Below are 25,731 nucleotides of genomic sequence, written 5' to 3'. Positions count from 1 at the left end.
GAAGCAGAACCATGAAACTGATCGGATCCACCACCAGCCCCTATGTGCGCAAAGTGCGCATCGTGATGGCGGAAAAGAAGCTCGACTACCAGTTCCTGCTGGACAACGTCTGGTCTGCCGACACCCGGATCGCCGCCTCCAACCCGCTGGGCAAGGTGCCCTGCCTGGTCATGGAAGGGGGCGAAGCCGTGTTCGACTCGCGCGTGATCGTGGAATACCTCGACACCCTTTCCCCCGTGGGCAAGCTGATTCCATCCACCGGCCGCGAGCGCGCCGAGGTCAAGACCTGGGAAGCGCTGGCCGACGGCCTGCTCGACGCCGCCATCCTGGTGCGCCTGGAAAACACCTTTGAAGGCCGCAAGCCCAGCGAGCGCAGCCAGGCCTGGATCGACCGGCAGATGGACAAGGTGCACGCCAGCCTCAAGGCCATGGCGCAGGGCCTGGGCGACAAGCCCTTTTGCAGCGGCATCCACCTGAGCCTGTCCGACATTGCCGTGGGTTGTGCGCTGGGCTGGCTGGAGTTCCGCTTCCCGGAGATCGGCTGGCGCGCCGAATACCCCAACCTGGCCAAGCTCATGGACAAGCTCGCGCAGCGCGCCAGCTTTGCCGACACCAAGCCCGCCTGACCCGCCGGACTTAGAACCGGTACAGGTACCCCAGGCGCAGCGCCGACTCGGTGCTGCTGTCCACCAGCGGGCTGTGGCGCGCGCCGCTGCCCAGCCGGGTGGCGCTCAGGTCCAGATAGACGCTGTGCTGCGGCGCCCAGGTGTAGGTGCTGCGCAGCCCCAGTTCGACATGGGTGGCCGCGCCCGCGCGGTAGGCGGGCCTGCCGGGCAGGGCCTCGCTGGCGCGCACACCGTAGTAGTAATCCATGGTCTTGCGGTCGTTCCACTGCACGGCCAGGCGCGGTGTCATGCCCACCGAACCCATGCGCCAGGTCCGTTCGGCGGACAGGCGCAAGCGCTGGCCCTTGATGTGGCCCGAGGCGTCGGCCAGCCATTCGGCACCCAGGTCGGCCAGGCTGCCGCGCCACAGCACATGGGCGCCCAGCCACACCCCCGACTTGCGCTCGGCCATACCGTTGAGTACGGGCGCATCGTCGGGCTCATAGCCGTCCTCAAAGGCGTAGCGTGCGCGCAAGGCCATCATCAGCGGGCCGTGCGCTGGGAGCTTGAGGTCCAGCACCGGCCCGGCCACCCGGACCCAGCGGTTTTCGTAGCTCAGCAAGGGAATCACCGTGGTGCGGGTGCCCATGCCGGCATAGGCCTTTTGCTTGAGGTTGACGCCCAGCCCCACGCCCCAGGCGGATTCGGTGGCGGGCTGGGCCAGGGCGGCACCGGCGCCCAGCAGCGCGGCGGTGCACAGAAAAAGACGCGTTGGCAGCAAGAACATGGCTTCACACTCCTGGATGAACAAGAAACGAAAGGGGACGCGTCACTGGCTGGCACGCTTTTTCAGCCAGCGCATCAGCACGCGCAGGCCCGGCAGCTTTTCGTACAGCTCCTCGGCCGCGTCCCAGTAGTCGCGGTGCAGCGTGATGCGTTGCGCGTCGTCGAGCACCAGGTGCGTGGCGCCGTGGATGGTCTGTTCCACGCCCTGGGCGTAGGACCGGAAGGCGAAGCGGAACTCCCAGGTCAGAAAGCACTGGGCCCCCTGCTCCACGCGGCCCGTGATGACGAAGCGCGGGTGCTCCAGTGCCGCAAACATGTGGCGGAAGATGCCCTCGATCGCGGCCAGGCCCTGCACCTCGTTGAACGGGTCCTTGAAGCGGGCATTGCTGGCGTAAAACTGGCCCAGTTGCGCCAGATCGGCGGGCTGCAGGTGCTCGAAGAAATCCACCACGCGGGTGATGGCTTCGGAGGTGGGTGTGGGGCTGGAAGAAGTCATCACAGGCCTGTGAAACGGCGCACCGCCGCAAAGTACGCCCGGTAGGGCAGCAGGCGCAGGCCCAGCAGTACGTTGGTGAAGCGGCGCGGAAAGTGGATGTGAAAGCGCCCCCGCTCCCAGCCCTGCAGTACGGCGGCGGCTGCAGCTTCGGGCTCCAGCAGGGCGGGCATGCGAAAGTCGTTGCCCGCGGTCAGCGGTGTTTCGACAAAGCCTGGGTTCACGATGCTCACCCCCAGCCCCAGGGGGCGCAGGTCGAGGTACAGCACCTCGGCCAGGTGGATCAGCGCCGCCTTGGTCGGCCCGTAGGCCAGGCCCTGCGGCAGGCCGCGAAAACCCGCCACGCTGCCCACCAGGCTGATGTGTGCTGCCTGGCCCTGCGCTGCCGCGGTGCGCAGCGCAGGCAGCACAGCGTCCAGCAGGTGCAGGGCGCCGGTGTAGTTCACGGCCAGGTGCTGTTGCATCACGCCCAGGTTCCAGGCGTTGGCGCGCAGCGGCTGGTAGGTGCCCGCGCAGTAGCACACCAGGGTGGGCGTGCCAGCGGCCAGCACCTGGGCCGCGCAGCGCTGCACCTGGGCAGGGTCGGTAGCGTCGCAGGGCAACGCCTGGCTGCCGGGGTGGGCGGCCACAAAGGCCTGCAGTGCCTGGGCGTTGCGTGCCGACACGATCACCTGCGCCCCGCGCGCATGCAGCAGGGAGGCCGTGGCGCGGCCAATGCCGCTGGAGGCCCCCACGATCCACACGCGGCGGCCCTGCCAGTGGCGCAGGGGCGGGTTCAGGGCCAGGGTCATGGGCTGCGCCGGGTGAACGACAGGGTGACTTCGCCCAGCGTGACGCCGAACTTGCGCATGGTGGCGCGGTTGAGCATCACGCGCTCGTCGATCAGGTACATCCAGTCGTCGAACTGCACCTCGATCACGCGCCCGTCCACCGGCAGCGCCAGCGTGTACTGCCAGCGGAAGGCGTTGCCCACGGTGCGCCCCTCGGCGGTGCCCACCACATCGTCGGCGCGGCCGGTGTAGCGCCCGTCGGCGTGGCGCGTGAGCCGCCACACGCGGCGCTGGGTGCTTCCGTCGGAATAGGTGAAGGCCTCGTCCAGCACGCCCTGGTCGCCCTCCCAGCGGCAGTCCATCACCACCGTGAAGCGGCGCACGATCTGGCCGCTGCGGTCCTGGAAGATGCCGTGTGCATCCACCACGCCGTTGAAGTAGCGCGCCAGGTCCAGCACCGGGCGCTCCTGGGCATAGCCCTCCAGCGACTGGCTGGCACAGGCACTCAGCCACAGGGGGGTGCTGGCCGTGGCGGCAATGAAAAGGCGGCGTTGCATCACAAACTCCTTGGGGCCACCAGGGCCGTGGGCGCGGCACGTGGCCGCAGGATCAGCAGGTACAGGCAGGCGGCGGCCAGCAGCTTGAGCGCGCAGGGCAGCACGGCGTAGGCCAGGGTCAGCGGCAGCAGCGCGTCTTCGCTGCGCGCACCGGGGGCATAGCCCCACAGGCCCAGCAGCGGCAGCGCCAGCCCGGCGGCCAGCGCCAGGTTGAGCTTGGCCGCCAGGTTCCACCAGCCGAAGTAGGCGCCGCCGTGGCGCGCATCGCCGCCGTCCTGCGCAATCACTCCGGCCAGCAGCGCGCCGGGCAGGGCCAGGTCGGTGCCCAGGGCCAGGCCCGAGAGCACGCACACCAGCGCAAAGGGCCAGGCATCGCCCGCGCCCAGCGTGGCCGCGCCGATGAACACCGCCACCGACAGCAGCATGCCTGCCAGCCAGGTGCGCGCCAGCCCCCAGCGCGGTACGGCGCGCAGCCACAGCGGTATGGACAGCGCCGCGCTCAGAAAATACGCACCCAGAAAGGCGCCTTGCACGTTGGCGGGCAATTGCAGCCGGTCATCGATGAAGAACAGCACCAGCGTGGCCGGTATGGCACTGGCAATGCCGCTGGGCACGAACACCGCCATCAGGCGCCGAAACGCCGCCTGGCGCCAGGGTTGCCAGAGGGCGGACCAGGGCATGGCCGCACCCGCACTCGGGGTCAGCGCCGGGCGTGGTGCCCGCGCCCAGGCCAGCCACCCGGCTGCCAGCAGCACGGCAAACACGACCACCAGTGCACCTACCCCTGCCAGCGATGACAGCACGGAGGCGAGTACCACGCCCACCAGCGCAGCCGCCTCGCGCCAGGCGACGATGCGGCTGCGCTGCGCCTCGTTGCCGCCCAGCAGTGCGCCCCAGGCCTGGTGCGCGATGCTGACCAGGCTGTAGGCCAGGCTGGTGACGAGCAGTGCCGCCAGCGCCCAGGCCGCCAGCGCCTGCACACCGCGCACGGGCGGCAGGAACAGTGCGGCCAGGCCCAGCGCCAGCACCGCGCAGGCCAGCGCAGCAGCAGTCAGCAGTGCGCCGTGGGAGCGTGCCAGCAGCCGGTCGCTCCAGCGCCCGAGCAGCGGGTCGGTGAAGGCGTCGAACAGCCGCGCCGCCAGCAGCACGGCGCCCAGCGTGGCCAGCGGCATGCCGTACTGGCTGGCGTAGTGGTGCGGCAGCAGCACGTACAGCGGCAGCGCCACAAAGGCCAGCGGCATGCCCAGCAGGCCGTAGTGCAGGCCCTGGGCGGTGCTGAGCGTGGTGGTGGCGGTCATGGGGGTGGACTCTCAGCCTGGCCTCAGCGCGGCAGGGCCAGCAGTGCCGCGCGCAGTGCGGGCTCCGAGGTTTGCGGCGCCAGCCAGATGCCCATGAAGCGCGCGCCAAAGGCGGCATCGGCCACGCTGCCGTGGGGCTTGCCGTTGTGCAGAAACTGCACGCCTGCGCCGGGCCGGTACAGGCCCACCACGCGGTCGCCCGGCTGTACCTGCGGCAGTGCGGCGCGCAACTGCTGCTCCCAGCGCTGGGCCAGCGCCTCGTCCAGCGGCCCCTGGCGGCGCATTTCTTCGAGCGAGCGTCGGGCGATGGCAGCGGCGTCGAAGCCGCGCCGGTAGGTCAGCGCCAGCGCCAGCGGGTGGGCGGCCCAGTCCTGTGCATCAAACGCGGGTGGCACCCACAGGCGGGCGTGGTAGATCTCCAGGCCCCAAAAGCGCAGCACCCCTTCGCCCGCAGGCACTGCACCGGCCAGTGGTGCGCTGGCCTGCACCGGCGCACTGTGTCCGCTGGCATGGGCGGTTTGCATGCAAAAAAAGGCTGTAGCGCTTATGGATAAAGCGGCAATAGCTATGAATTTCATAGCATTCTCGGGTGTCAGGGCTTGACCAGTGTGTACTGCACCACGTCGATATCGCCCATGGCGAAGGCGGCCTCGCAGTACGCCAGGTAGAACTCCCAGATGTGGGCAAAGCGCTCGTCGTAGCCTTGCTGCAGCACCTGGGCGCGTTCGGCCACAAAGCGCTCGCGCCAGCGGCGCAGGGTCTCGGCGTAGTCGGCGCCAAAGGCAAACGCGTCTTCCACCTGCAGGCCTGCGGCCTGTGCCGCGCGGCGGAACTTGGCCGGGCAGGGCAGGCAGCCGCCGGGGAAGATGTACTGCTGGATGAAATCGGTCGAGCGGATGTAGCGCGGGAACAGCGCGTCGTCGATCACGATGCTCTGGATGCACGCCCGGCCACCGGAACGCAGCAGGCGCGCCACGGTCTCGAAGTAGGTCGGCCAGTAGTCCTGGCCCACGGCCTCGACCATTTCGATGGAGCAGATGGCATCAAAGGGCGCGTCGTCGATGTCGCGGTAGTCCTGCAGGCGCAGGTCGCCCTGCAGGCCCTGGCGTTGCAGACGCTCGCGCCCAAAGGCGAGCTGCTCGGTGGACAGGGTCACGCCGGTCACTTGTGCGCCGAATTCATCCGCGGCCTTTTCCGCCAGTGCACCCCAGCCGCAGCCAATCTCCAGCAGGCGCTGGCCCGGCTGCAGGCGCACCTGCTGCAGGGCGCGGCGCACCTTGGCGTGCTGGGCCTGGGTCAGGTCGCCTGCCAGGTCGCCCTGGAACCAGGCGGACGAGTAGTTCATGCTCGGGTCCAGCCAGCGCTGGTAGAAAGCATTGCCCAGGTCGTAGTGCGCCTGGATGTTGCTGCGGCTGCCACGGCGCGTGTTGCGGTGGAGCAGGTGGCGCAGCCGGTACAGCAGCCGTCCGGCCCAGTGGCCATAGACCATGTCCTGCACGGAGTGGCGGTTGGCGATCAGCAGCTTGAGCAGGTCGGTGAGCTGCGGTGTGGTCCAGTCGCCCGCAAAGTAGCTTTCGGCAAAGCCGATGTCGCCCGAGCGCAGCGCCGCCGCAAACACGTTCCAGTTGTGCAGCGTGAGCGCAGCGCTCGGGCCGCCGCCGGGGCCGAAGTGTTGCAGGCTGCCGTCGGGCAGGCGCAGCGTGAGGCTGCCGTGCTGCAGGCGTTGCAGCAGGCGCAGGGCGGTGCGGGCGCTGGCCGGAATGCCTGGGGGCAGGCACAGGGGTGCGGTGGTGGAGGCAGAAGGGCTGTGCATGGCGGTTCTCCTGGGGCTGCGCGTTCAGCGCGTCACGGATTCGGTGGGGGCGGGCGGCTTGGTGTGGAAACCCACACGCAACAGCCACAGGCGCAGCGCCTGCCAGTGGATGCGTGCGATCACCGCCAGTGTCATGACCGGGTAGCGCCACAGCGCGCGGCGCAGGGTTTGGGGCGTCACGGGTTCGAGCCGACCGCTCACGCTGGTGTGCAGCAGCAGGCCGTGCTCGTCGTTCAAATCAATGTGTACCTGGCTGCGCGGCAGGCCGTCGCGGGTGCTGTGGGTCTGAAAGCGAAAGGCGTAGTCGCCGCGCACCTCGCAAAAAGGCGACACATGAAAGACCTTGCGTGCCGTCAGCGTGGCGCAGGTTGGGGGGTCTTCCAGCAGGTAGCAGTGGCGCTCGCCAAAGGTGTTGTTGACCTCGACCACGATGGCGCGCAGCGTGCCGTCAGCGCGGTGGCAGTACCAGAAGCTCACGGGCTTGAAGGTGTAGCCCCACACGCGCGGGTAGCAGTGCAGCCAGATGTCGCCGTCGGCATCGTCAATGCCTTCGCGGTGCAGCAGTTCCAGCAGCCAGGCCAGCGCGCCGCCATGCTGTGGGCTGCGCCCGTCACCATGGTCGCGGTCGTAAAAGCTGATGGGTGCGGGCCGGTTGCATGCCAGCGCGGTCTGCTGCGCCAGGCTGCGCATGGGCAGCAGCAGAAAGAAGGTGCGGTAGGTGAAGGCGTGGGTGCGCGGCCGCAGGCGGCGGTGGTGCACATGGCCAAAGCCCAGGTGCGGCAGTGCGGGCAGTGGGCGGTTCATGCGGCCTCCGCCAGGGGCTGCTGGGCGTGGGCCAGCAGAGAACGGGCGGCTTCCTGGCCGGCCTTGAGCCCGTCTTCGTGGAAGCCATAGCCCATCCAGGCACCGCAGAACCAGGTGTGCTGGCGCCCCTGCAACTGCGGCAGCAGCGCCTGGGCGCGGATGGCGGCGCCGTCGAACACGGGGTGGGCGTAGGTGTAGCGCCCCAGCACTTGCTCCTGCGCAATGGGCCGCACCGGGTTGAGCGACACGATCACCGGCTGCGTGAACGGCAAGGGCTGCAGGCGGTTGATGAGGTAGTGCAGGCACACGCGGGCCGACTCCTGGCCGGGATCGGCGGCGCGCTCATAGTTCCAGGCGGCCCAGGCGCTGCGTGCGCGTGGCAGTACCTGCGTGTCGGTGTGCAGCACGGCTTCGTTGTCCTGGTAGCGGATGGCACCCAGCAAGGCGCGCTCCTTCGGGCTGGGCTGGGCGAGCAGTGCGAGGGCCTGGTCGGGATGGGTGGCCAGTACCACGTGGTCAAAATGCTCGGCATGGCCATCGGTGTGCACGCGCACGCCGCTGGCGTCGCGCTCGATGCGGCGCACGGGGGTGTTCAGGCGCTTGTCGGCAATGCCGCTCACGATCTTTTCCACGTAGCGGCGCGAGCCCCCGGCCACGGTCCACCACTGCGGGCGGTCGGTGATCTGGATGAGCCCGTGGTTGTGGCAGAAGCGGATCATGGTGGCCACCGGAAAGCGCAGCATCTGGTCCGTGGGGCAACTCCAGATGCAGCCCAGCATGGGCAGCAGGTACCAGTCGCGGAAGGCATCGCCAAAGCGGTGCGCCTGCAGAAAGTCGCCCAGCGGCTGCATCAGCGCGCTGTCCATGGGGCGCTCGGCCAGGCGTGTGCACAGGCGGTTGAAGCGCAGCAGATCCGAGAGCATGCCCCAGAAGCGCGGGCGTGCCAGGTTGCCGCGCTGGGCGAACACGGTGGAAAGGCTGGTGCCGCTCCACTCCAGCGGCCCGCCCCCGCGCACGCCGGGCACCTGCACCGAGAACGACATGTCCGAGCGCGCCTGCGCCACGCCCAGATCGGCAAACAGCTTCAGGAGCTGGGGGTAGGTGCGTTCGTTGAAGACCAGAAACCCCGTGTCCACCCCGTGGGTGACCGGGCCGTGGGCGCCGGGCAGCGTGACATCGACCGTGTGGGCATGGCCGCCGAAGTAGGCGCCCGCCTCGAACAAAGTGACCTGCGCCCGACCGCGCAACTGGTGCGCGGCGCCCAGACCGGCAACGCCGGAACCAATGATGGCGACTCTCATGGCCGACCCCCGGTGCCGGGGGTCGGCAGGAAGAAAAAGGTTGCGAAGCGTCCCGAAACGAAGAAGAGAGGGAGGGAGGAGAAGCGCTCCAGGGTTTCAGTCACTGCCCTCAGGCAGGAAAGGCTTCGCAACACCAAAACCTGTGCTGCATAGAGTGGGGCCGGGTTGTCAAAGTTCCAGACCCTGTTGTGCAAATTTTTGCAAGGCGCGCCACCGACGCGCCGTGCTCCGGGGGCGTGCCACCCTGGAGCCTGGGCGCCAGGGCAGGAGTGGGAGGTCAGGGTTCGCATTGGACAAATCCTTTGTTTGTCTAGGACAGTGATAGAATTTAAGCACAGTTTGTCCAACTCTGCAGGGCCTGTGAATTTCCCCTGACAATGCGCAGTTCCGCAGCCGGACCTCCGACCCCTTGAGCACCTCACCTATGCATCACGACCCTGCCGGTATGGCGCCTGTGCTCTATTCCATTGCCGCGGTGGAGCGTGACACCGGCCTGTCCAAGGACACCTTGCGCGTCTGGGAGCGGCGCTACGGCTTTCCGCGCCCTGAGCGCGATGCGGCGGGCGACCGCTGCTATCCGGCAGACCAGGTCGAGCGCCTGCGCACCATCCGCCGCCTGATGGACGCGGGGCACCGGCCTGGCCGCATCGTGGGCCTGGCGCCGCATGAGTTGCAGAACCTGGGGGGAGCCGAATCACCGCCAGAACCACCGGCCATGGTGCCGGCCCCCGAAGGCGTGGCCGAACAGGTGCTGGAGGGCTTGCGCGCCGTGGAGCAGCACGACATGTACGCGCTGCGCCACATGCTGGGCCAGGCGGCCTTGCGCATGGGGCTGGTGCGCTTTGTCACCACGCTGGTGGCGCCCTTGACCACCGCAGTGGGCGAGGCCTGGGTGCAAGGACGCATCCAGGTGTACGAGGAGCACCTCTACACCGAATGCATGACCGGGGTGCTGCGCAACGCCATTGCCGCCGTACCGGCACCGGCGCCCGACGCGGCCCCCCGCGTGCTGCTGACCACGCTGCCGCAGGAGGCGCATGGCCTGGGCCTGCTGATGGCACAGGCGTTGCTGGCGCTGGAGGGCTGCCACTGCCTGTCGCTGGGCCCGCAGACGCCGATTGCCGATATCGTGCGGGCCGTGCAGGCGGAGCGCACGGACATCGTGGCGCTGAGCTTTTCCTCGGTGATGGGGCCGCAGGCGGTACACGCCGGACTCAAGACCCTGCGGGCTCAGCTGGCGCCCAAGGTGCAGGTCTGGGCGGGTGGCCGGGGTGCAGCGCAGGGTGTGCGCGGATTGGCGGGGGTGCGCGCGTTGCCGGTGCTGGGCGAGTTGCACTCCGAGGTGGCGCGCTGGCGCGCCCAGCACGCCTCCGCCTGACGCGGCCCGGAACCGGGCCTCAGACCATGGCGATCAGGCGGGTGACCGGAATCTGCACGCGCACATCCTTGTGCGCCACCGGGCCGGTGATCTTGCACGAGGGCTGCGCCGTGTTGCGTGGGATGAGTTCGCCAGTGGGCATGCCCGAGCGGTTCATCACCACTGCCACGCGCGGCGTGGTGGCCGACGGCCCGCGTTTGAGCACCACGGCGATCTCTTGCGTGGCCAGGCGCACGAACGCGCCGGGCGGGTAGATGCCCAGGGCCTTGACGATGGCGGCGCCTGCGGCGTCCACATGCTGCTCCTCGTCGTAGTAGCTGGCTTGCATTGCGGCGGTCACGGGCATGGGCCAGCGTGTCGCGCGCGGTGCCAGGCGGGCGGCAAAGATGTCGGCACGCTGGATCAGCCGTGCAAGCTGCTGCGCTTCGGTCTTGTCGTTCAGTGGGCCGGGCAGGCGGTGGTGGTGGCAGCGCACGGCCTCCAGCCAGACCGGGTCGGCCACACCCAGCTGGCGCAGCAAGGCCTCGGAGCGGGTGGCGTGGTTCTCCACGGCTGCGATCTGGGTGGCCGTCAGGGGGTGCGCCTGTTGCACCAGCTGGTCCTGCAGCTCGGTCATGGCCAGGTTCATGCTCAGGGCCGCGCGGCCCAGCGTCAGCACCTTGGCTTCGGGCCAGTTGAGCACCTCGCGCGCCGTCAGCATGCACACGCAGGACACCAGCATGGCGTGTGTGGCGCTGTAGAGCCGGGTTTCCTGGGCCGACAGGTAGATCAGCGCCAGCACCGTGGCGTCCGGGGTCTGGGTGGTGTGGCGCAGCAGCTCCTCGTGCAGCGCCTGAAAGCGCGACCCGAAGTCGCCCCCCTGGGGAAAGCGCAGCAGCTTGGTCGCGCGTTCCTGGAGCTCGGGCCAGTCGGCCGGGCCGGTGTTCGGGCGGTTGCGCTCCACGGGCTCCGACGCGCTGATCTTCATGCTGGCTATTTCGCCGATGTTGGTGTCGGCGATCAGCATGCGCTGCAAACCCGCGACATAGGCGCGGTGGCTTTCGCCGGACTCATCCGTGTCCACATACAGTTGCACGCCGCGTGCGAGCAAGACGTTCAAGTCCTCCCGGTTGCGGATGATGAAGCCCTTTTGCGCCAGCAGCGTTCCATCGGCGCCGCGCAGCACAAAAGGCAGTGGCTGGCCGAAGTGGATGGAGTCGATGCTGAGCGGTACGAGGTTCATGGTGTGGCCGCATTATCGGCCGCCCCCCTGGGGGGCAAAAGCACGCAAACCCCAGGTTTCAGGCGCCATTTCCATGGACACCTGATTTACCGCAAGGTTCGCGTCGCCTTCAGTGGCTTGCCGGGGGCGATCGGCGCAGCCTGCGTGCCATGCGGCCGAACCATTGGCCCAGGTCGTCCACACCGGTGAACACGGCCGGAATCACCAGCAGGCTGAGGAACGTGGAAGTGATCAGACCGCCAATCACCGCCACCGCCATGGGCGAGCGGAACGTGGGGTCTGCCGCACCAAAGCCGATGGCGATGGGCAGCATGCCCGCGCCCATGGCCAGCGTGGTCATGATGATGGGGCGTGCGCGCTTGTGGCAGGCGTCCATCAGTGCGTCAAAGCGCGAGAGGCCGTGTTCGCGCCGTGCCAGGATGGCGTACTCGACCAGCAGGATGGAGTTCTTGGTGGCAATGCCCATGAGCATGATGAGCCCGATGAGCGAGGGCATGGAGAAGCTCTTCTGCGCGATCAGCAGGCCCACGAAGGCCCCGCCCAGCGACAGTGGCAGTGCCGCCAGGATGGTGACGGGGTGCAGGAAGTCCTTGAACAGCAGCACCAGCACGATGTAGATGCACAGCACGCCGGTGAGCATGGCCAGGCCGAAGCTGGCGAACAGTTCGCCCATCACCTCGGCGTCGCCCACCGTCACCTGGCGCACGCCGGGCGGCAGGTTGCGCAGCGAGGGCAGTTGCTGCACTTCCTGCGTCACGTCGCCCAGCGGCCGGCCCGAGAGTTCCACCTCCAGGTTGACGTTGCGCGCGCGGTCGTAGCGGTCCACCACGGCCGGGCCGCCACTGAATTCGAGCTGCGCCACCTGGCCCAGCAGCACCGGCCCCTTGCTGCCCGGCACGGCAAGGCGTTCGAGCAGGGCCAGGTCCTGGCGCGCACCATCTTGCAGCTTGACGACGATGGGCACCTGGCGCGATGCCAGGTTGAGTTTGGGCAGTGCCACGTCGTAGTCGCCCAGGGTGGCGATGCGCAGCGTCTCGCCGATCGCGCTGCTGGTCACGCCCAGGTCGGCAGCGCGCGCAAAGTCAGGGCGCACGGCAATCTCGGTGCGCACCAGGCTGGCGGTGGACGCAATGTTGCCCAGGTCGGGAATGGTGCGCAGGTCTTTCTCGACCGCGAGTGCGGCGCTGGTCAGTGCCTGCGGGTCGTCGCCGGTGAGCACCAGAATGAACTTCTCGCCCGAGCCTCCCAGGCCCACCTTGTAGCGCACGCCGGGCAGGCTTTCCAGCGCGGTGCGGATGCCCTGCTCAATGCCTTGCTTGCGCGGGCGCTCGCCACGCGGTGCGAGCTGGATGGTCAGCGTGGCCTTGCGTGTTTCGGTGTTGCCGCTGCCCATGAAGGGGTCGGCCCCGGCCGTGCCGCCACCGATGGTGGTGTACACGCTCTTCACATGCGCCACACCCATCACGCGCTGGCGTGCGTCCTCGGCCACCGCGCGCGTTTGCGCCAGCGTGGCGCCGGGCGGCAGCTCCAGGTACACCTGGGTCTGTGAGTTGTCGTCGGGTGGGATGAAGCCCGTGGGCAGCAGTGGGATGAGCGCGAGCGAGCCGATGAAGAAGGCGATGGTGGCGGCGAACGTGGTCCAGCGGTGGCGCACGCACCAGGCGGCCCAGCGCAGGTACACGCCCATCCAGCGCGGTTCGTGGTGCGTGCCCACGATGGGCTTGAGGATATAGGCGGCCATCATGGGCGTGAGCAGGCGCGCCACCACCAGGCTGGCGAACACCGCGAGCGAGGCCGTCCAGCCAAATTGCTTGAAGAACTTGCCCGCGATGCCGCTCATGAAGGCCGTGGGCAGGAACACCGCGATCAGCGTGAAGGTGGTGGCGATCACCGCCAGGCCGATCTCGTCGGCCGCCTCCATGGCCGCCTGGTAAGGGGACTTGCCCATGCGCAGGTGGCGCACGATGTTCTCCACCTCCACGATGGCGTCGTCCACCAAAATGCCCACCACCAGCGACAGCGCCAGCAGCGTGATGACGTTGATGGAAAAGCCCAGCAGGTACATGCCGATGAACGCCGGAATGACCGACAGCGGCAGCGCCACGGCCGAAACGAAGGTGGCCCGCGCATCGCGCAGGAACAGCCACACCACCAGCACCGCCAGCAGTGCGCCCTCATACAGCAGGTGCATGGAGCCGTCGTATTCCTCCTGCACCGGCGCAACGAAGTTGAAGGCCTCGGTGACTTCCAGGCCGGGGTGCTGTGCGCGCAGCTCTGCCAGTGCGGCCTGCACGGCGGCGCCGACCTCGACCTCGCTCGCGCCCTTGCTGCGCGCTACTTCGAAGCCCACCACCGGCTGGCCGTCGAGCAGCGCCAGCGCGCGCGGCTCGGCAAAGGTGTCGCGCACCGTGGCGAGCTGGTCCAGGCGCACCGCGCGCCCGTCGGGCAGCGCCAGCGACAGGCCGGCCAGCTCCTGTGCCGTCTGCACCGTGGCCAGGGTGCGCACGGGCTGCTCGCTGCCGCCCAGGTCGGTGCGGCCGCCCGCGCTCTCCTGCTGCACCTGGCGCAGCTGGCGCGAGATGTCGGCCGCCGTGGTGCCCAGGGCCTGCAGCTTGAGCGGGTCGAGTGCCACATGCACTTGGCGCTCCACACCGCCCACGCGGTTGACGGCGCCCACGCCGCGCACGGTGAGCAGCTTCTTGGCCACGTCGTTGTCCACAAACCAGGACAGCGCCTCGTCGTCCATGCGGCTCGATGCAATGGTGAAGGCCAGCACCGGCTGCGCGGCCAGGTCCATCTTGGTGACGATGGGGTCGCGCACATCGCCGGGCAGGTCGCCGCGCACGCGCGCCACGGCCGAGCGCACATCGTCCAGCGCCTCCTGCGTGGGTTTCTCCAGGCGGAATTCGGCCGTCACCGTGGCGCCGCCGTCCTGGATCTTGGTGTAGATGTGCTTGAGGCCTTGCAGCGTGGCGATGCTGTTCTCGATCTTGCGCGCCACGTCGTTTTCGAGCTGCGCCGGCGCGGCGCCGGGCAGCGCCACGGTGACCGAGATGGTGGGCAGGTCGATGTCGGGGAAGTTCTGCACCTTCATGGCGTTGAAGGACAGCAGGCCGCCAAAGCACAGCAGCACAAACAGCATCAGTGCCGGGATGGGGTTATTGATCGACCAGGTGGATACATTCATGCCGAATGCTCCTTATTTGATAGCTGGTTGCGCTTGATTGACGGGCGCTGCAGCCGGTTTGTCTTCGGATTTCTCGGGGCCCGAGGCCACGCGCACCAGGTCCCCATCGTTGAGGAAGCCCGCGCCGCGCACCACCACCGGCGCACCGGCGTCCAGGCCCGAAAGAATCTCTACCCGCTCGCCCGCGCGCCGTCCGGGTTGCACCTTGAGCCGTTGCACGCGCTGGTCTGCGCCCAGCACGAACAGGTAGGTGAAGCCCTCACGCACCACCAGCGCCTCTTGCGGAACGGTCAGCGCGTCGCTCTGGCCGAGCAGGAATTCGCCGCGCGCAAACATGCCCGCGCGCAGGTCGGGGTGCGCGGGCAGGTCCACATAGACCAGGGCGTTGCGCGTTTGCGGGTCCACCGTGGGGGCCACCATGCGCAGCTGGCCCTGCACGCTGGCGCCACTGGCCGCCGTGACCTGGGCTGCCGTGCCGGGACGCAGGCGGCCCAGCTCGGTGGCGGTGACTTCGGCGCGCCATTCCAGCCGCCCCTTGCGCACCATGCGGAACAGCTCGGTGCCTGCACCCACCACGGCGCCCACGGTGGCGCTGCGGGCGCTGATGACGCCGTGGTCCGGTGCGCGCACCTGGGTGTGCTGCAAGCGCAGCTGCTGCGCCTGCAGCAAGGCCTGGGCCGCCTCGACCCGGGCCTGCGCGGCCTGGGCGGCAGTGGTGTATTGCTCGATCTGCTGCGCGCTCAAGGCGCCGCTGGCCTGCAGCGTGCGTGCGCGCTCGGCGTTGGACGCCGCCTCGGCCGCATGGGCCTTGGCCTCCAGCAGGCTGGCGCGCGCCTGGGCGACGTCGGCCTGCACCATCTCGGCGGCAAAGGTGGCCAGCACCTGCCCGGCCTTGACGCTGTCGCCCACGTTCACGCGCACTTCGGTCAGGCGCAGGCCGTTGCTCTCGGCGCCGATGCTGGCTTCCTGCCACGCGGCCACATTGCCGTTGGCGGCCAGGCGCTGGGCCATGGCGGTGCGTTGCGGCGGCGCGGTCTGCACCGTGAGTGCGGGGCGTGGGGACTTGGCGCTGTCTTGCGCATGGGTGGCGCTGGAGTAGGTCCACAGGCCCGCGCTGGCCAGCAGGAAGACGGCCAGCGCCAGGGTGGCAGGGTGGGAGGTCAAGGTGTTGCGCATGAAGAATGCTCCGTGGATGGGGTGCAACCCAACAAGGGGGTAGGTGCGTCAGTGCTGAGCCGTGGTGATGGCGACCGGGGCCTGCCATCCGCCGCCAGCGGCGCGGTACAGGGCGACCCAGGCGCCAGCGCGCTCGTGGGCCAGCAGTGCCAACGACTGGTCGGCCGCCAGGGCGGTGCGGCGTGCGTCTTCCAGCTCCAGTTGGCTGGCCAGTCCGGCGCGCCAGCGTGCCTCGGTGGCGCGGAAGGCGGTGCGGTAGCCCTCGGCGGCGGCCTGGGCGCTGGCCGTGCGGCCCACGCTGGCGTCCAGCCGGACCAGGGCCTGCTCCACCTCGCTCACGGCCAGGCGCACGCGGGCGCGGTACAGGGCCACAGTTTCGTCGTAGCGGGCCCGGGCTGCGTCTTCCTGCGCCGCGCGGCGGCCACCCTCGAGCAGCGGCAGGCTCAGGGCCAGTGGGCCGAGGGACCAGGTGTTCAGGTCGGTCTGCAACCCCTGCGTGCGCACCTGGGCGGCACCAATGGTGCCACTGAGCGCCAGGCGTGGGTAGCGCTGGGCCTGGGCCTGGCCCACGTCGGCGCTGGCGGCGGCCACCTCGCGCTCGGCGGCGTACACGTCGGGGCGTTGGGCAATCACCTGGGCGGGCAGCGTGGCAATGCGCAGCAGCGCGTCGGTCGGTGGCTGTAGCGGCGTGGGTGCCAGCCGGGTACGCAGCGTGGCTTCATCGCGGCCCGTGAGCGCCACCAGCGCCTTGAGTTCCAGCGCGCACTGCATGCGCTGCTGGGCGCTGCGCACCACGGCTTCGGCGGCGCTGGCCTGGGCCAGTGCGTGGGTCGCCGGGGCGGTAAAGCCGGCGCGCTCGCTCTGCTGCGACAGGCGCGCGGTCTGCGCGCGCGAGCGTTCATCGTCCTCGGCAATGGCCTGCTGTTGCAGGCAGGTGCGCAGGCTGCTGTACTGCAGCGCCACCTCGGCCGCCACGCTCACGCGGGCGGCATGCCATTGCGCCTGTGCGCCCTGCAGCCGCTCGCTGGCGGCGCGCTCGGCGGCGGCATTGCCGCCCCACAGGTCGATCTCCCATTGCGCCTGCAGGCCTGCCTGGGCTGTGCTGGCCACGGCGCGGACGGACTCGTTGAAGCCCCGGCTGGCGCTGGCTTGCGCATCCACCGAGGGTGTCAGCGCGGCGCGGCTGCCCGTCAGTGCAGCACGCGCCTGCACGATGCGCGACTGCGCCTGTGCCAGATCCGGACTCAGCGCTTGTGCGTCCTGTACCAACTCCACCAGCAGCGGGTCGCCCCACTGTGCCCACCAGTCGCCCAGGGCTTGCACCGATCCCTGGTGCGGCAGCGGGGCCTGCCAGGCGGTGGGGGTGGGTGCATCCACCTGTGGTGGCGGGGCCTGGGTGGCGCAGGCGGTCAGCACCAGGGGCAGGCAGGCCGCCCACCACAGGCGGTGGAGGGTGTGGTCAGGCATGGGGAGGGGCCTTTCGAGAGGAAGGTGCAGGGGATGCCAGTGCGCGGCGGCGTTCAGCCTCGCTGTGCACCATGGCCAGGGCGTAGCCAGTCAGGCGCTGCGCCCAGGCGGAAAGGGCCTGCGGCCGCGTCAGCCGGGGTGCCACGGCCTGCAGCACGTCGTGCTGGGTCCACATCTGCATCACCAGCGCGGCAATGGAAAAGGTCAGGCGGTGCATGTCGTCGTCCGCCCGGGCCACGCCCAGGTGCTGGCACAGCAGGCGCAGCAGGGCCATGTGTGGGGTGCGGCATTCGCGTTCGATCAGCTCGGGCCACACATGCGTGGGGTCCAGCAGCTCGCGCATGTGCAGCCGCAGCGACTGGCGCATCAGGTCGTCGTGGCGCAGCGGCTCCAGGTAGCTTTCAAAGTAGCGCTGCAGTGCCGTCTCCAGCGCTATGCCCGGTTCGCTGAAGTAGGCAATCGGCTCCTGGCTGCTGCCCAGGGGCTCGTAGAACGTGGCGGTGTAGAGCGCCGCCTTGTCGCCAAAGTGGTAGGCAATCGCGGCCACGTTGGCGCCGGCCTCCTGGGCAATGGCACGCACCGAGGTGCGGGCATAGCCCTGCTGCGAAAACAGCCGCAGCGCTGCCAGCAACAGCCGCTCGCGCGTGGGCTCGCTGTCGCTGCGCGGATCGCGTGGTGTGGATGCTTGGATGGGTTCACGGACGGCCATGGGGCCGCATTAGAACACCAAATTCAAACAGTTGTTTGAAAATGCGGTGACGCACGGAGGGCCATTGGGGCGAATGGCCATTGATCCGGTCCGCACACCGTCAGCCCCCAAAGACCGCATCCCACAAGGCGAGCACGGCAGTCTGTTCCTTGTGCAGTTCTGCCAGCGGCCGCTGCGTAGGAACTTCGTCCAGCCGCGCACGGTGTTGCACGCGGCGCAGTTCGCGGTAGGCGCTGGCAGCCGCCTGGCCTACGCCGGGGGGCAGCAGGCCTGCGGCCTCGGCGCGTTGCAGCAGGGCGATGTTGCCCACGTTGTCCACCAGCTCGGGGTGGGCGGCGGATTGCGACAGCACCAGGTACTGCACGGCGAATTCGGCGTCCACCATGCCGCCGGGGCTGTGCTTGACGTCGAACTGTCCCTCGGGTGCGGGGTGCGCTGCGCGAACGCGCTCGCGCATGGCGTGGATTTCCTGGCGCAGTGCTGCTGGATCGCGTTCTGCCGTGATCACTGCCTTGCGCACGGCGTCAAAGCGTTCGCGCAACGGGGGCTGGGTGGCTGCGGCGTCGCCGGGCAGGTCTTCGCTGCCCAGCACAAAGCGGGCGCGTGTCATGGCCTGGTGTTCCCAGGTCCAGGCGGTGTTGCTGCCGCGCTGTTGCTGGTACTTGGCATAGGCCTCGAAGCTGGTGACCAGCAGGCCGGAGTTGCCGTTGGGGCGGAGCGCGGTGTCGATTTCGAACAGGTCGCCTTCGCCCGTCTTGACGGTGAGCCAGTTGATGAGCTTGCGCACGAAGGCGGCGTAGATTTCGGGGGCGCGTTCGTCGTCGTCGTCGAAGACGAACACGATATCGAGGTCGCTGCCGTAGCCCAGCTCCTTGCCGCCGAGCTTGCCGTAGCCAATGATGCCGAACTGAGGCGTGTCGCGGTGGCGTTGCTTGAGGCGGCTCCAGCACCATTGGGCGGTGATGCGCAGCACGCTGTCGGCCAGCAGCGAGAGGTCGTCGGCCACCTGTTCCACGGTGATGCGGCCCTCCACGTCGCGCGCCAGGGTGCGAAAAGTCTCTGCATGGTGCGCCCGGCGCAGCAGGTTGAGCAGTGCTTCGTCGTCGTCTTCCTGGGTGGAGCGCAGCGAGGCCAGGCGCAGTTGCAGGTCGCGCTCGAAGTCGGCCGCGACAAAGCGTTCCGACAGCAACTGGCTGCCGGCCAGCTCGTCGATGACGCCGGGGTGCTGCAGCAGGTAGCGCGCGGGCCAGCGCGCTGCGCCCAGCAGGTGCAGCAGTTGCTCGTGCACGGCGGGGCGCTCCAGCAGCAAGGCCAGGTAGCTTTCGCGGCGCATCAGCGGCTCCAGCCAGTTGACCAGGCGCACGGCGGCTTCTTCGCCGACGCGGCCCTCGCGCACCCATTGGGCCGTGCGTTGCACCAGGCGCAGCAATCGCCCCCGGGCCTCTTCGCGCAGAGCGGCCACGCGGGGGTGGTTGCGCCACTCGGCCACGCGTTCGTGCAGCAGGGGAGGGAGCTGTTCGAGCAGGCTTTCCAGCTCGGGTGTGCTGGCTGCACCGTTGGCAGAGCCGCCGTTGCAGCCATTGCATTTCTTGGGTTCTTCGGCGCCCAGCAGCGTGTCGAACTCCTGCGCCACCAATTCGCGGTGCAGGTTCAGTTCGTGCAGGAATGCGGGGCAGTCGGGGTAACCCATGGTCTGGGCGATCCAGGTCAGGTCGTCATCGCGCGTGGGCAGGACATGGGTCTGCTGGTCGTCCAGGTACTGGATGCGGTGCTCCACCTGGCGCAGGAAGGTGTAGGCGCGCGCCAGGGCCTGTGCAGACTGCGGTGGCATGAGGCCTGCGGTCGCCAGGCGTTGCAAGGCGTCCAGCGTGGGGCGGCGGCGCAGCTCTGGGAACTGCCCGCCGCGCACCACCTGCAACAGTTGCACGGTGAACTCGATTTCGCGGATGCCCCCGCGCGAGAGTTTGACGTCGTTGGCGCGCTCGGGGTGGCCTGCGCTGCGCTTGGTGGCGTGTTCGCGGATCTGGCGGTGCAGGCTGCGCAGGGACTCGAATACGTTGTAGTCCAGGTAGCGCCGGAACACAAAAGGCAGCACCACACCGCGCAAGGCCTGCACGGCCGTACCGGCAATGCTGTCGCTGGGCGCAACCACGCGGCTCTTGAGCCAGGCAAAGCGTTCCCATTCGCGGCCCTGCACCTGCAGGTATTCCTCCAGCGCTGCCAGCGATACGGCGGGCGGCCCCGAGTTGCCGTTGGGCCGCAGCGCCAGGTCCATGCGGAAGACGCAGCCATGCTCGGTGGTGTCGCCCACCGTGGTGTGGATGAGCCGGGCCACGCGGGCAAAGTATTCGGGGTTGGAGATGCGCCCGCGCCCGTCGGGGGTGCCGCTGGTTTCGCCGTCGTGCTCGTACACGTAGATCAGGTCGATGTCACTGGACACGTTGAGTTCGCGTGCGCCCAGCTTGCCCATGCCGATGATCCAGAACTCGACCGGCTGGCCTTCGGGGCCGCAGGGGTGGCCGTGGCGGCTGTCCAGTTCGGCGCGGGCCTGGCGGCAGGCCTGGTCGAGCGCGATCTCTGCCAGCTCGGTCGTTGCCTGGGTGATGGTGGCCAGCGGCGCCTGGGCGCAGCAGTCCAGCTCGATGAGGCGCGCCATGACCAGTTGGCGCAGGATGCGCAGTGCTGCGGGCAGGGGCTGGCCGCGCTCCTGCAGCGCTGCCAATGTCTGCAGCATGTTGGCGCGCACCGGTGCGCCCGGCGGCAGCAGGGACCATTCGTCGGCATAGCGGCGCTGCAGGCGTTGGTAAAAGCGCGAGTGCAGGGCCGGGTCGAGGGTGGGGGCGGCGGTGGTCACAGTGGTGGGCGACAAGACGGCTGGAAAACAAGTGCCAGGGAGAAGGAACCGGCACCGGGGGTGCGGGTCATAATCCCGGCCACATCCAATGCCTGCCATGAACGTGCCTGTTGCCCATCCGACGCGCCTGCTCCGAACGATGGCATGGCTCGCCCGTTGGTCGCTGGGGCTGTTGCTGGGTGTGGCATTGCTGATGGCGGTGGCCTGGGGGGCGCTGCATGGCTGGATTGTGCCGCGTATCGGAAATTACCGTGCGCAGCTGCAAGAGCAGGCCACGCAGGTGCTGGGGGTACCGGTGCGACTGGGCACGGTGACGGCGCGCACCGAGGGCTTGATCCCGACTGTGGAGCTCGGAGATGTGGCCTTGCTCGACCCCCAGGGGCGTGAGGCACTGCGCCTGCCGCGGGTGGTGCTGGCGGTCTCGCCCCGGTCGCTGTGGAAATTCGGTTTCGAGCAGCTGTACATCGACAGCCCCGAGCTGGACATCCGGCGCACGCCCGAAGGGCGCATCCTGCTGGCCGGGTTGGAGTTGCCCGACCAGGGGCCGAACGACGGGGCGGCCGCCGACTGGTTCTTCTCGCAACCGGAACTCGTCATCCGCGGAGGTACGCTGCGCTGGACCGATGAGCTGCGCGGCGCGCCGCCCTTGGCGCTGCGGGATGTGGACATCGTGGTGCGCAACGGCAACTGGCGCCACAGCCTGCGCATCGACGCTACGCCGCCGCCCGAATGGGGCGATCGATTCACGCTGGTGGGGCGGTTCCGCCAGCCACTGCTGAGCACCCACAGCGGGCGCTGGCAGGACTGGAGTGGGCAGTTGTACGCCCAGTTTGCGCGGGTCGATGTCTCGCGCCTGCACCGCCATGCCGACCTGGGCATTGCCGTGGCACAGGGGCGCGGGGCGGTGCGTGCCTGGGTGGATGTCGAGCGCGGCCAGTGGATGGGCGGCACTGTGGACCTGGCGCTGGCCGATGTGAACACCACCCTGGCCGAGACACTCCAGCCCCTGGTGCTGCCCTCGGTGCAGGGCCGCCTGGGGGCGCGGCGTCTGGCGGGGGGCATGGAGGTTTCGACCCAGAACCTGCAGTTCACCACCGACGACGGACTGCGCTGGCCCGGTGGCAATGCCCGCATCAAGCACACCGAGGCGCGCAAGGGCAACCCCGAGCAGGGGGAGTTCCAGGCCGACCGGCTGGACCTGGCCCTGCTGGCGCGCATCGCCGACCGCCTGCCACTGGACGCGCAGGCACACCAGGCACTGCGCACCTACGTGCCCCAGGGCCTGGTGGAAGCCATCGAAGCGCGCTGGCAGGGGCCGCTGACCGCACCCCGCAGCTACCAGGCACGTGGGCGTGTGTCGGGCCTGTCGCTGGCGGGCAGGCCGCAGCCCACCGAGGTGAATGGCGCGCAGGCCCAGGCGATCGGGTTGCGTGGCGCGACCATGGACTTCGACCTGACGCAGCAGGGCGGCTCGGCCACGGTGTCCATGGAGCAGGGTGCCCTGGTGTTGCCGGGGGTGTTTGAAGAGCCGGTGCTGCCGCTGGACCAGTTCCACGCCAGCGTGCAATGGCAGATCGATGGCGAGCGCATCGGCCTGCAGATCAGCGACGCACGCTTTGCCAATGCCGATGCCCAGGGCGTGGCCCGCGCCAGTTGGCAGACCAGCGATCCGGCGCGTTCGGGCAGCCGCTCTCGCTTTCCGGGGGTGTTGGACCTCAGCGGCACACTCGAACGCGCCGACGGCACGCGCGTGCACCGCTACCTGCCACTGTCCATCCCGCCCGATGCACGCCACTATGTGCGCGACGCGGTGCTGGCAGGCAAGGCCAGCGATGTGCAGTTCCGCGTGCGCGGCGACCTGTACGACATGCCCTTCAACGACCCGCGCCAGGGCGAGTTTCGCATCGCGGCCAAGGTGCGCGATGTGACCTTTGGTTTCGTGCCGCCGCGGCTGCAACCCGTGGGTGAGCCGCCCTGGCCCGTGCTGGTGCAGTTGGGCGGGGAGCTGATCTTTGAGCGCTCGTCCATGCGCGTGCGCGACGCCAGCGGGCGCTTTGAGGGCCGCCCCGGCCTGCAGGCCAGCAAGGTGCAGGCCGAGATTCCCGACCTGGCCCACACCGTGGTGGGCGTGAGCGCCGATGCGCGCGGTCCCCTGCCTGAACTGCTGGCGCTGATGAAGGCCTCACCCCTGTCGGCCATGACCGGCCACGCCCTGGACGATGCCCAGGGCAGTGGCAATGCCGACCTTCGGCTGAAGCTGGAGCTGCCGATCAGCGATATGCACAAGTCGCGCGTGCAGGGAGCGCTTACCCTGGCAGGCAACGACCTGCGCATCACGCCCGACACCCCGGCGCTGACGCGCACGCGTGGTACGGTGCAGTTCAGTGAGACCGGCTTTGCCCTTGCGGGCGTGCAGGCCCGTGCGCTGGGGGGCGATGTGCGCCTGGAAGGCGGCATGCGCCCGCCCACCGCAGGCCCTGCGGCGCTGGAGGCGCCCCTGCTGCAATTGCGCGCCCAGGGCACCGCCAGTGCCGAAGGGCTGCGCCAGGCACGCGAGCTCGGCGTGCTGGCGCAACTGGCCCAGAAGGCCACGGGAACCACCCCCTACAGCCTGGGGTTTGCCGTGCGCAGGGGGGTGCCCGAGCTGCAGGTCAGCACCAGCCTGCAAGGCATGGCGCTGGCCTTGCCTGCGCCGCTGGGCAAGGCGGCCGAGTCGGCCTTGCCGGTGCGCTTCGAGAACCAGGTCACACGCGCGTCGCTGGCGCCTGCGCCCAACGGCGCGGCGGTGCCCTTGCAGGACCGGCTGGCGTTGCGTGTGGAAGGCGTGGGCGCGGTGGACTACCTGCGTGACTGGGTGGGCGGAACGTCCCAGGTGGTCAATGGCTCCGTCACGCTCGGCCTGGGCTCTCAGGAGGGAACCCCCACGCCGGAGCGCGGCGTGGCCGCCAACCTCCAGCTGGGCGATGTGGACGTGGATACCTGGCAGGCATTGCTGGCGGGCACCCCGGCACAGGGCGGAAAGGACGCCGCCAGCACGCTGCAGGACTATCTGCCCAACGTGCTGGCCCTGCGTGCCCGCTCGGTGACCGCGCAGGGGCGCACCCTGCACGACGTGGTGGTGGGCGGATCGCGCCAGGGCCTGGTCTGGCGCGCCAACCTCGACGCACGTGAACTCGGCGGCTACGTGGAGTACCGCCAGGCGCAGGCGCCCGATGCAGGCAGTGCCCGCCTGCACGCCCGCCTGGCGCGCATGTCCATGCCGCAAAGCGCTGCCACGCAGGTGGAGGCCATGCTGGACGCGCAGCCGGCCAGCCTGCCCGCGCTGGACATCGTGGTGGACGACTTCGAGCTGCGCGGGCGCCGCCTGGGGCGCCTGGAAGTCGAGGCCCAGAACCGGGCACTTGATGGCGGCCAGCGCGAGTGGCGGCTGGCCAAGTTCAACCTGATCACTCCCGAGGCCCAGTTCCAGGCCAGTGGGAACTGGGCTTCGCTGCAGGCACCGGGGCTGGCAACGGGCACGGCCGCCCCCCGGCGCACGGTGCTCAATTTCCGGCTCGACATCCAGGACGCCGGGCAACTGCTGGAGCGCCTGGGTCAGAGCGGTGCGCTGCGCCGCGGCAAGGGCCGCATGGAAGGCATGGTGGCCTGGCGCGGCGCGCCCGTCAGCCCCGACTACGCGACCATGACCGGCCAGGTGCAGCTGGCCATTGAAGCAGGCCAGTTCCTCAAGGCCGACCCCGGTCTGGCCAAGCTCCTGGGCGTGCTCAGCCTGCAGGCGCTGCCCCGGCGGCTGACGCTGGACTTCCGCGACGTGTTCAGCGAGGGCTTCAGCTTTGACTTTGTGCGTGGTGACGTGCGCATTGACCAGGGGGTGGCCATGACCAACAACCTGCAAATGAAGGGCGTGAACGCCGCCGTGCTGATGGAGGGCCGCGCCGACATCGAACGCGAAACCCAGGACCTGCACGTGGTGGTGGTGCCCGAGATCAACGCCATGACCGCCTCGCTCGTGGCCACGGCCATCAACCCCGTGATCGGGCTGGGCAGCTTTCTGGCGCAAATGGCCTTGCGTGGCCCGCTGATCGAGGCGGCCACGCAGGAATTCCGTATCGACGGCACCTGGACCGACCCGCGCGTCACGCGCCTGCCACGCCGCGCCCGAGGCGCAGCCACCGAGCCGGGGGCCACCACGCCGGCCTCGGACGCCTTACCCGGAGAACGCTGATGAAGATCGCTGCCGTGCAAATGGTCTCCACCCCGCGCTGGGCCGACAACCAGGCCAGCGCCCGCGCCCTGCTGGAGCAGGCTGCCGCCCAGGGGGTGGAACTGGCGGTGCTGCCCGAGTACTTTGGCGCCATCGGCGCGCGCGACACCGACAAGCTCGCCCTGCGCGAGGCGCCGGGCGAAGGCCCCATGCAGGCCTTCCTGGCCGAAAGCGCCCGTGCGCTGGGCCTGTGGATCGTGGGCGGCACCGTGCCGCTGGCCACGCCAGACCCGCACAAGGTGCGCAACACCGTGCTGGCGTATGCGCCAGGCGGCGATTGCGTGGCGCGCTACGACAAGATCCATCTGTTCCGCTTTGACAACGGCAGCGAACGCTACGACGAAGGCAGTGTCATCGAACCGGGCAGTGCACCCGTGCAGTTCAGCCTGCACAGCCGCGCGGGCCAGCGCTGGTGCGTGGGGCTGAGCGTGTGCTACGACCTGCGCTTTCCCGAGCTGTACCGCCAGCACGCCCAGGCAGGCGCCGACCTGCTGCTGGTGCCCAGCGCCTTCACCTACACCACCGGCCAGGCGCACTGGGAGGTGCTGCTGCGCGCCCGTGCCATCGAGAACCAGGCCTATGTGCTGGCCCCGGCCCAGGGCGGGCGGCACGAAACCGGGCGCCGCACCTGGGGACACAGCATGCTGGTCGATGCCTGGGGCAGCGTCCAGGCGCTGCAGGCGCAAGGCCCGGGACTGGTGGTGGGCACGCTGGATGCACAGCACCTGCAGCAGGTGCGCGCGCAACTGCCTGCGCTCACGCACCGGGTGTTGAAGTGAAGCACCCCCCTGAGGTGCTGCGCACCTTCCCCCCTCTCTCCAATCGCTGCGCGATTGGGGAGGGGGGACGCTGCCAGCGCCCGCACGTGGGAATACTGGCGGCCCTTGCGCGGGAGCCCTGGCCTGGGGCGTGCCAGTTTCATGCGTCGCGGGTGGTGCAAGCGCCCTGAAAACGCTGATGGCCTACTTGTCTTCGTCCGGCGGCTCACCTCCGGGCCGCCCCGAAAACATGGTCCACCACACGATCAGCACCAGGATCAGCAGCGCT

The 25,731-nt window shown here is 69.4% G+C and carries 19 protein-coding genes; 4 read left to right on the top strand and 15 right to left on the bottom strand.

All coding sequences use genetic code 11. The features are described 5' to 3' along the window. Nucleotides 1-11: 11 nt before the first annotated feature. Entirely contained in the window at nucleotides 12-626 is a 615-nt protein-coding gene (locus MJ602_RS00475) for a glutathione S-transferase C-terminal domain-containing protein (RefSeq protein WP_243018972.1), read from the top strand. Nucleotides 627-636: 10 nt separating this feature from the next. On the opposite strand, the gene MJ602_RS00470 is transcribed toward MJ602_RS00475, so the two are convergent. The 9 genes from MJ602_RS00470 to MJ602_RS00430 form a co-directional block, all read right to left on the bottom strand. Beyond that, nucleotides 637-1,392: a MipA/OmpV family protein gene (locus tag MJ602_RS00470; RefSeq protein WP_243018971.1), complete on the bottom strand. Its 756-nt coding sequence runs from the start codon at nucleotides 1,390-1,392 to the stop codon at nucleotides 637-639. A 42-nt stretch (nucleotides 1,393-1,434) separates the two neighbouring features. Beyond that, nucleotides 1,435-1,887, bottom strand: coding sequence for a nuclear transport factor 2 family protein (locus tag MJ602_RS00465; RefSeq protein WP_243018970.1), 453 nt, complete (start codon nucleotides 1,885-1,887; stop codon nucleotides 1,435-1,437). Further along, nucleotides 1,887-2,669 carry an SDR family NAD(P)-dependent oxidoreductase gene (locus tag MJ602_RS00460; RefSeq protein ID WP_243019262.1) on the bottom strand — a complete coding sequence of 261 codons (783 nt, stop codon included), beginning with the start codon at nucleotides 2,667-2,669 and terminating at the stop codon, nucleotides 1,887-1,889. Before MJ602_RS00460 ends, MJ602_RS00465 begins: the two co-directional genes overlap by 1 nt. A 2-nt stretch (nucleotides 2,670-2,671) precedes the next feature. Further along, nucleotides 2,672-3,211 carry a DUF3833 domain-containing protein gene (locus MJ602_RS00455; protein ID WP_243018969.1) on the bottom strand — a complete coding sequence of 180 codons (540 nt, stop codon included), beginning with the start codon at nucleotides 3,209-3,211 and terminating at the stop codon, nucleotides 2,672-2,674. Continuing rightward, nucleotides 3,211-4,509, bottom strand: a complete 1,299-nt coding sequence (locus MJ602_RS00450) for an MFS transporter (RefSeq protein ID WP_243018968.1) — start codon at nucleotides 4,507-4,509, stop codon at nucleotides 3,211-3,213. Before MJ602_RS00450 ends, MJ602_RS00455 begins: the two co-directional genes overlap by 1 nt. Nucleotides 4,510-4,532: 23 nt before the next feature. After that, nucleotides 4,533-5,033: a chalcone isomerase family protein gene (locus MJ602_RS00445; protein WP_243018967.1), complete on the bottom strand. Its 501-nt coding sequence runs from the start codon at nucleotides 5,031-5,033 to the stop codon at nucleotides 4,533-4,535. A gap of 68 nt (nucleotides 5,034-5,101) precedes the next feature. Next, nucleotides 5,102-6,322: an SAM-dependent methyltransferase gene (locus tag MJ602_RS00440; RefSeq protein WP_243018966.1), complete on the bottom strand. Its 1,221-nt coding sequence runs from the start codon at nucleotides 6,320-6,322 to the stop codon at nucleotides 5,102-5,104. Between the two features lie 24 nt (nucleotides 6,323-6,346). Continuing rightward, nucleotides 6,347-7,126 carry a DUF1365 domain-containing protein gene (locus MJ602_RS00435; protein ID WP_243018965.1) on the bottom strand — a complete coding sequence of 260 codons (780 nt, stop codon included), beginning with the start codon at nucleotides 7,124-7,126 and terminating at the stop codon, nucleotides 6,347-6,349. Continuing rightward, nucleotides 7,123-8,427: an NAD(P)/FAD-dependent oxidoreductase gene (locus MJ602_RS00430; RefSeq protein ID WP_243018964.1), complete on the bottom strand. Its 1,305-nt coding sequence runs from the start codon at nucleotides 8,425-8,427 to the stop codon at nucleotides 7,123-7,125. The genes MJ602_RS00435 and MJ602_RS00430 overlap by 4 nt, the downstream gene beginning before the upstream one ends. 445 nt (nucleotides 8,428-8,872) lie before the next feature. On the opposite strand from MJ602_RS00430, the gene MJ602_RS00425 reads away from it, so the two are divergent. Then, nucleotides 8,873-9,805 (top strand): MerR family transcriptional regulator, encoded by a 933-nt coding sequence (locus tag MJ602_RS00425; protein ID WP_243018963.1) that lies wholly within the window; start codon nucleotides 8,873-8,875, stop codon nucleotides 9,803-9,805. 19 nt (nucleotides 9,806-9,824) lie between these two features. Here the strand turns inward: MJ602_RS00425 and MJ602_RS00420 are convergent, their stop codons facing one another. The 6 genes from MJ602_RS00420 to glnE form a co-directional block, all read right to left on the bottom strand. Next, nucleotides 9,825-11,027: an HD-GYP domain-containing protein gene (locus MJ602_RS00420; RefSeq protein ID WP_243018962.1), complete on the bottom strand. Its 1,203-nt coding sequence runs from the start codon at nucleotides 11,025-11,027 to the stop codon at nucleotides 9,825-9,827. A 109-nt stretch (nucleotides 11,028-11,136) separates the two neighbouring features. Further along, nucleotides 11,137-14,214, bottom strand: a complete 3,078-nt coding sequence (locus tag MJ602_RS00415; protein WP_243018961.1) for an efflux RND transporter permease subunit — start codon at nucleotides 14,212-14,214, stop codon at nucleotides 11,137-11,139. Between the two features lie 12 nt (nucleotides 14,215-14,226). After that, on the bottom strand, nucleotides 14,227-15,390 hold the full coding sequence (locus MJ602_RS00410; protein ID WP_243018960.1) for an efflux RND transporter periplasmic adaptor subunit: 1,164 nt from the start codon (nucleotides 15,388-15,390) through the stop codon (nucleotides 14,227-14,229). A 48-nt stretch (nucleotides 15,391-15,438) separates the two neighbouring features. Continuing rightward, nucleotides 15,439-16,857 (bottom strand): efflux transporter outer membrane subunit, encoded by a 1,419-nt coding sequence (locus MJ602_RS00405; protein ID WP_243018959.1) that lies wholly within the window; start codon nucleotides 16,855-16,857, stop codon nucleotides 15,439-15,441. Beyond that, a complete protein-coding gene (locus tag MJ602_RS00400; protein ID WP_243018958.1) occupies nucleotides 16,850-17,566 on the bottom strand; it encodes a TetR/AcrR family transcriptional regulator in 717 nt (238 codons plus the stop codon). The genes MJ602_RS00405 and MJ602_RS00400 overlap by 8 nt, the downstream gene beginning before the upstream one ends. A 100-nt stretch (nucleotides 17,567-17,666) precedes the next feature. Continuing rightward, entirely contained in the window at nucleotides 17,667-20,519 is a 2,853-nt protein-coding gene (gene glnE / locus MJ602_RS00395; RefSeq protein WP_423246673.1) for a bifunctional [glutamate--ammonia ligase]-adenylyl-L-tyrosine phosphorylase/[glutamate--ammonia-ligase] adenylyltransferase, read from the bottom strand. Between glnE and MJ602_RS00390 the strand changes: the two genes are divergently transcribed. Further along, nucleotides 20,518-24,645 (top strand): YhdP family protein, encoded by a 4,128-nt coding sequence (locus tag MJ602_RS00390; protein WP_243018956.1) that lies wholly within the window; start codon nucleotides 20,518-20,520, stop codon nucleotides 24,643-24,645. The genes glnE and MJ602_RS00390 overlap by 2 nt on opposite strands. Then, nucleotides 24,645-25,463, top strand: a complete 819-nt coding sequence (locus MJ602_RS00385; RefSeq protein WP_243018955.1) for a carbon-nitrogen hydrolase family protein — start codon at nucleotides 24,645-24,647, stop codon at nucleotides 25,461-25,463. The genes MJ602_RS00390 and MJ602_RS00385 overlap by 1 nt, the downstream gene beginning before the upstream one ends. Nucleotides 25,464-25,731: the final 268 nt, after the last annotated feature.

The sequence above is a fragment of the Simplicispira sedimenti genome, assembly GCF_022760965.1.
Lineage (GTDB): Bacteria > Pseudomonadota > Gammaproteobacteria > Burkholderiales > Burkholderiaceae_C > Simplicispira > Simplicispira sedimenti.
The sequence above is the reverse complement of the archived record's forward strand: the minus strand, read 5'-3'. Positions and strand labels throughout refer to the sequence as shown.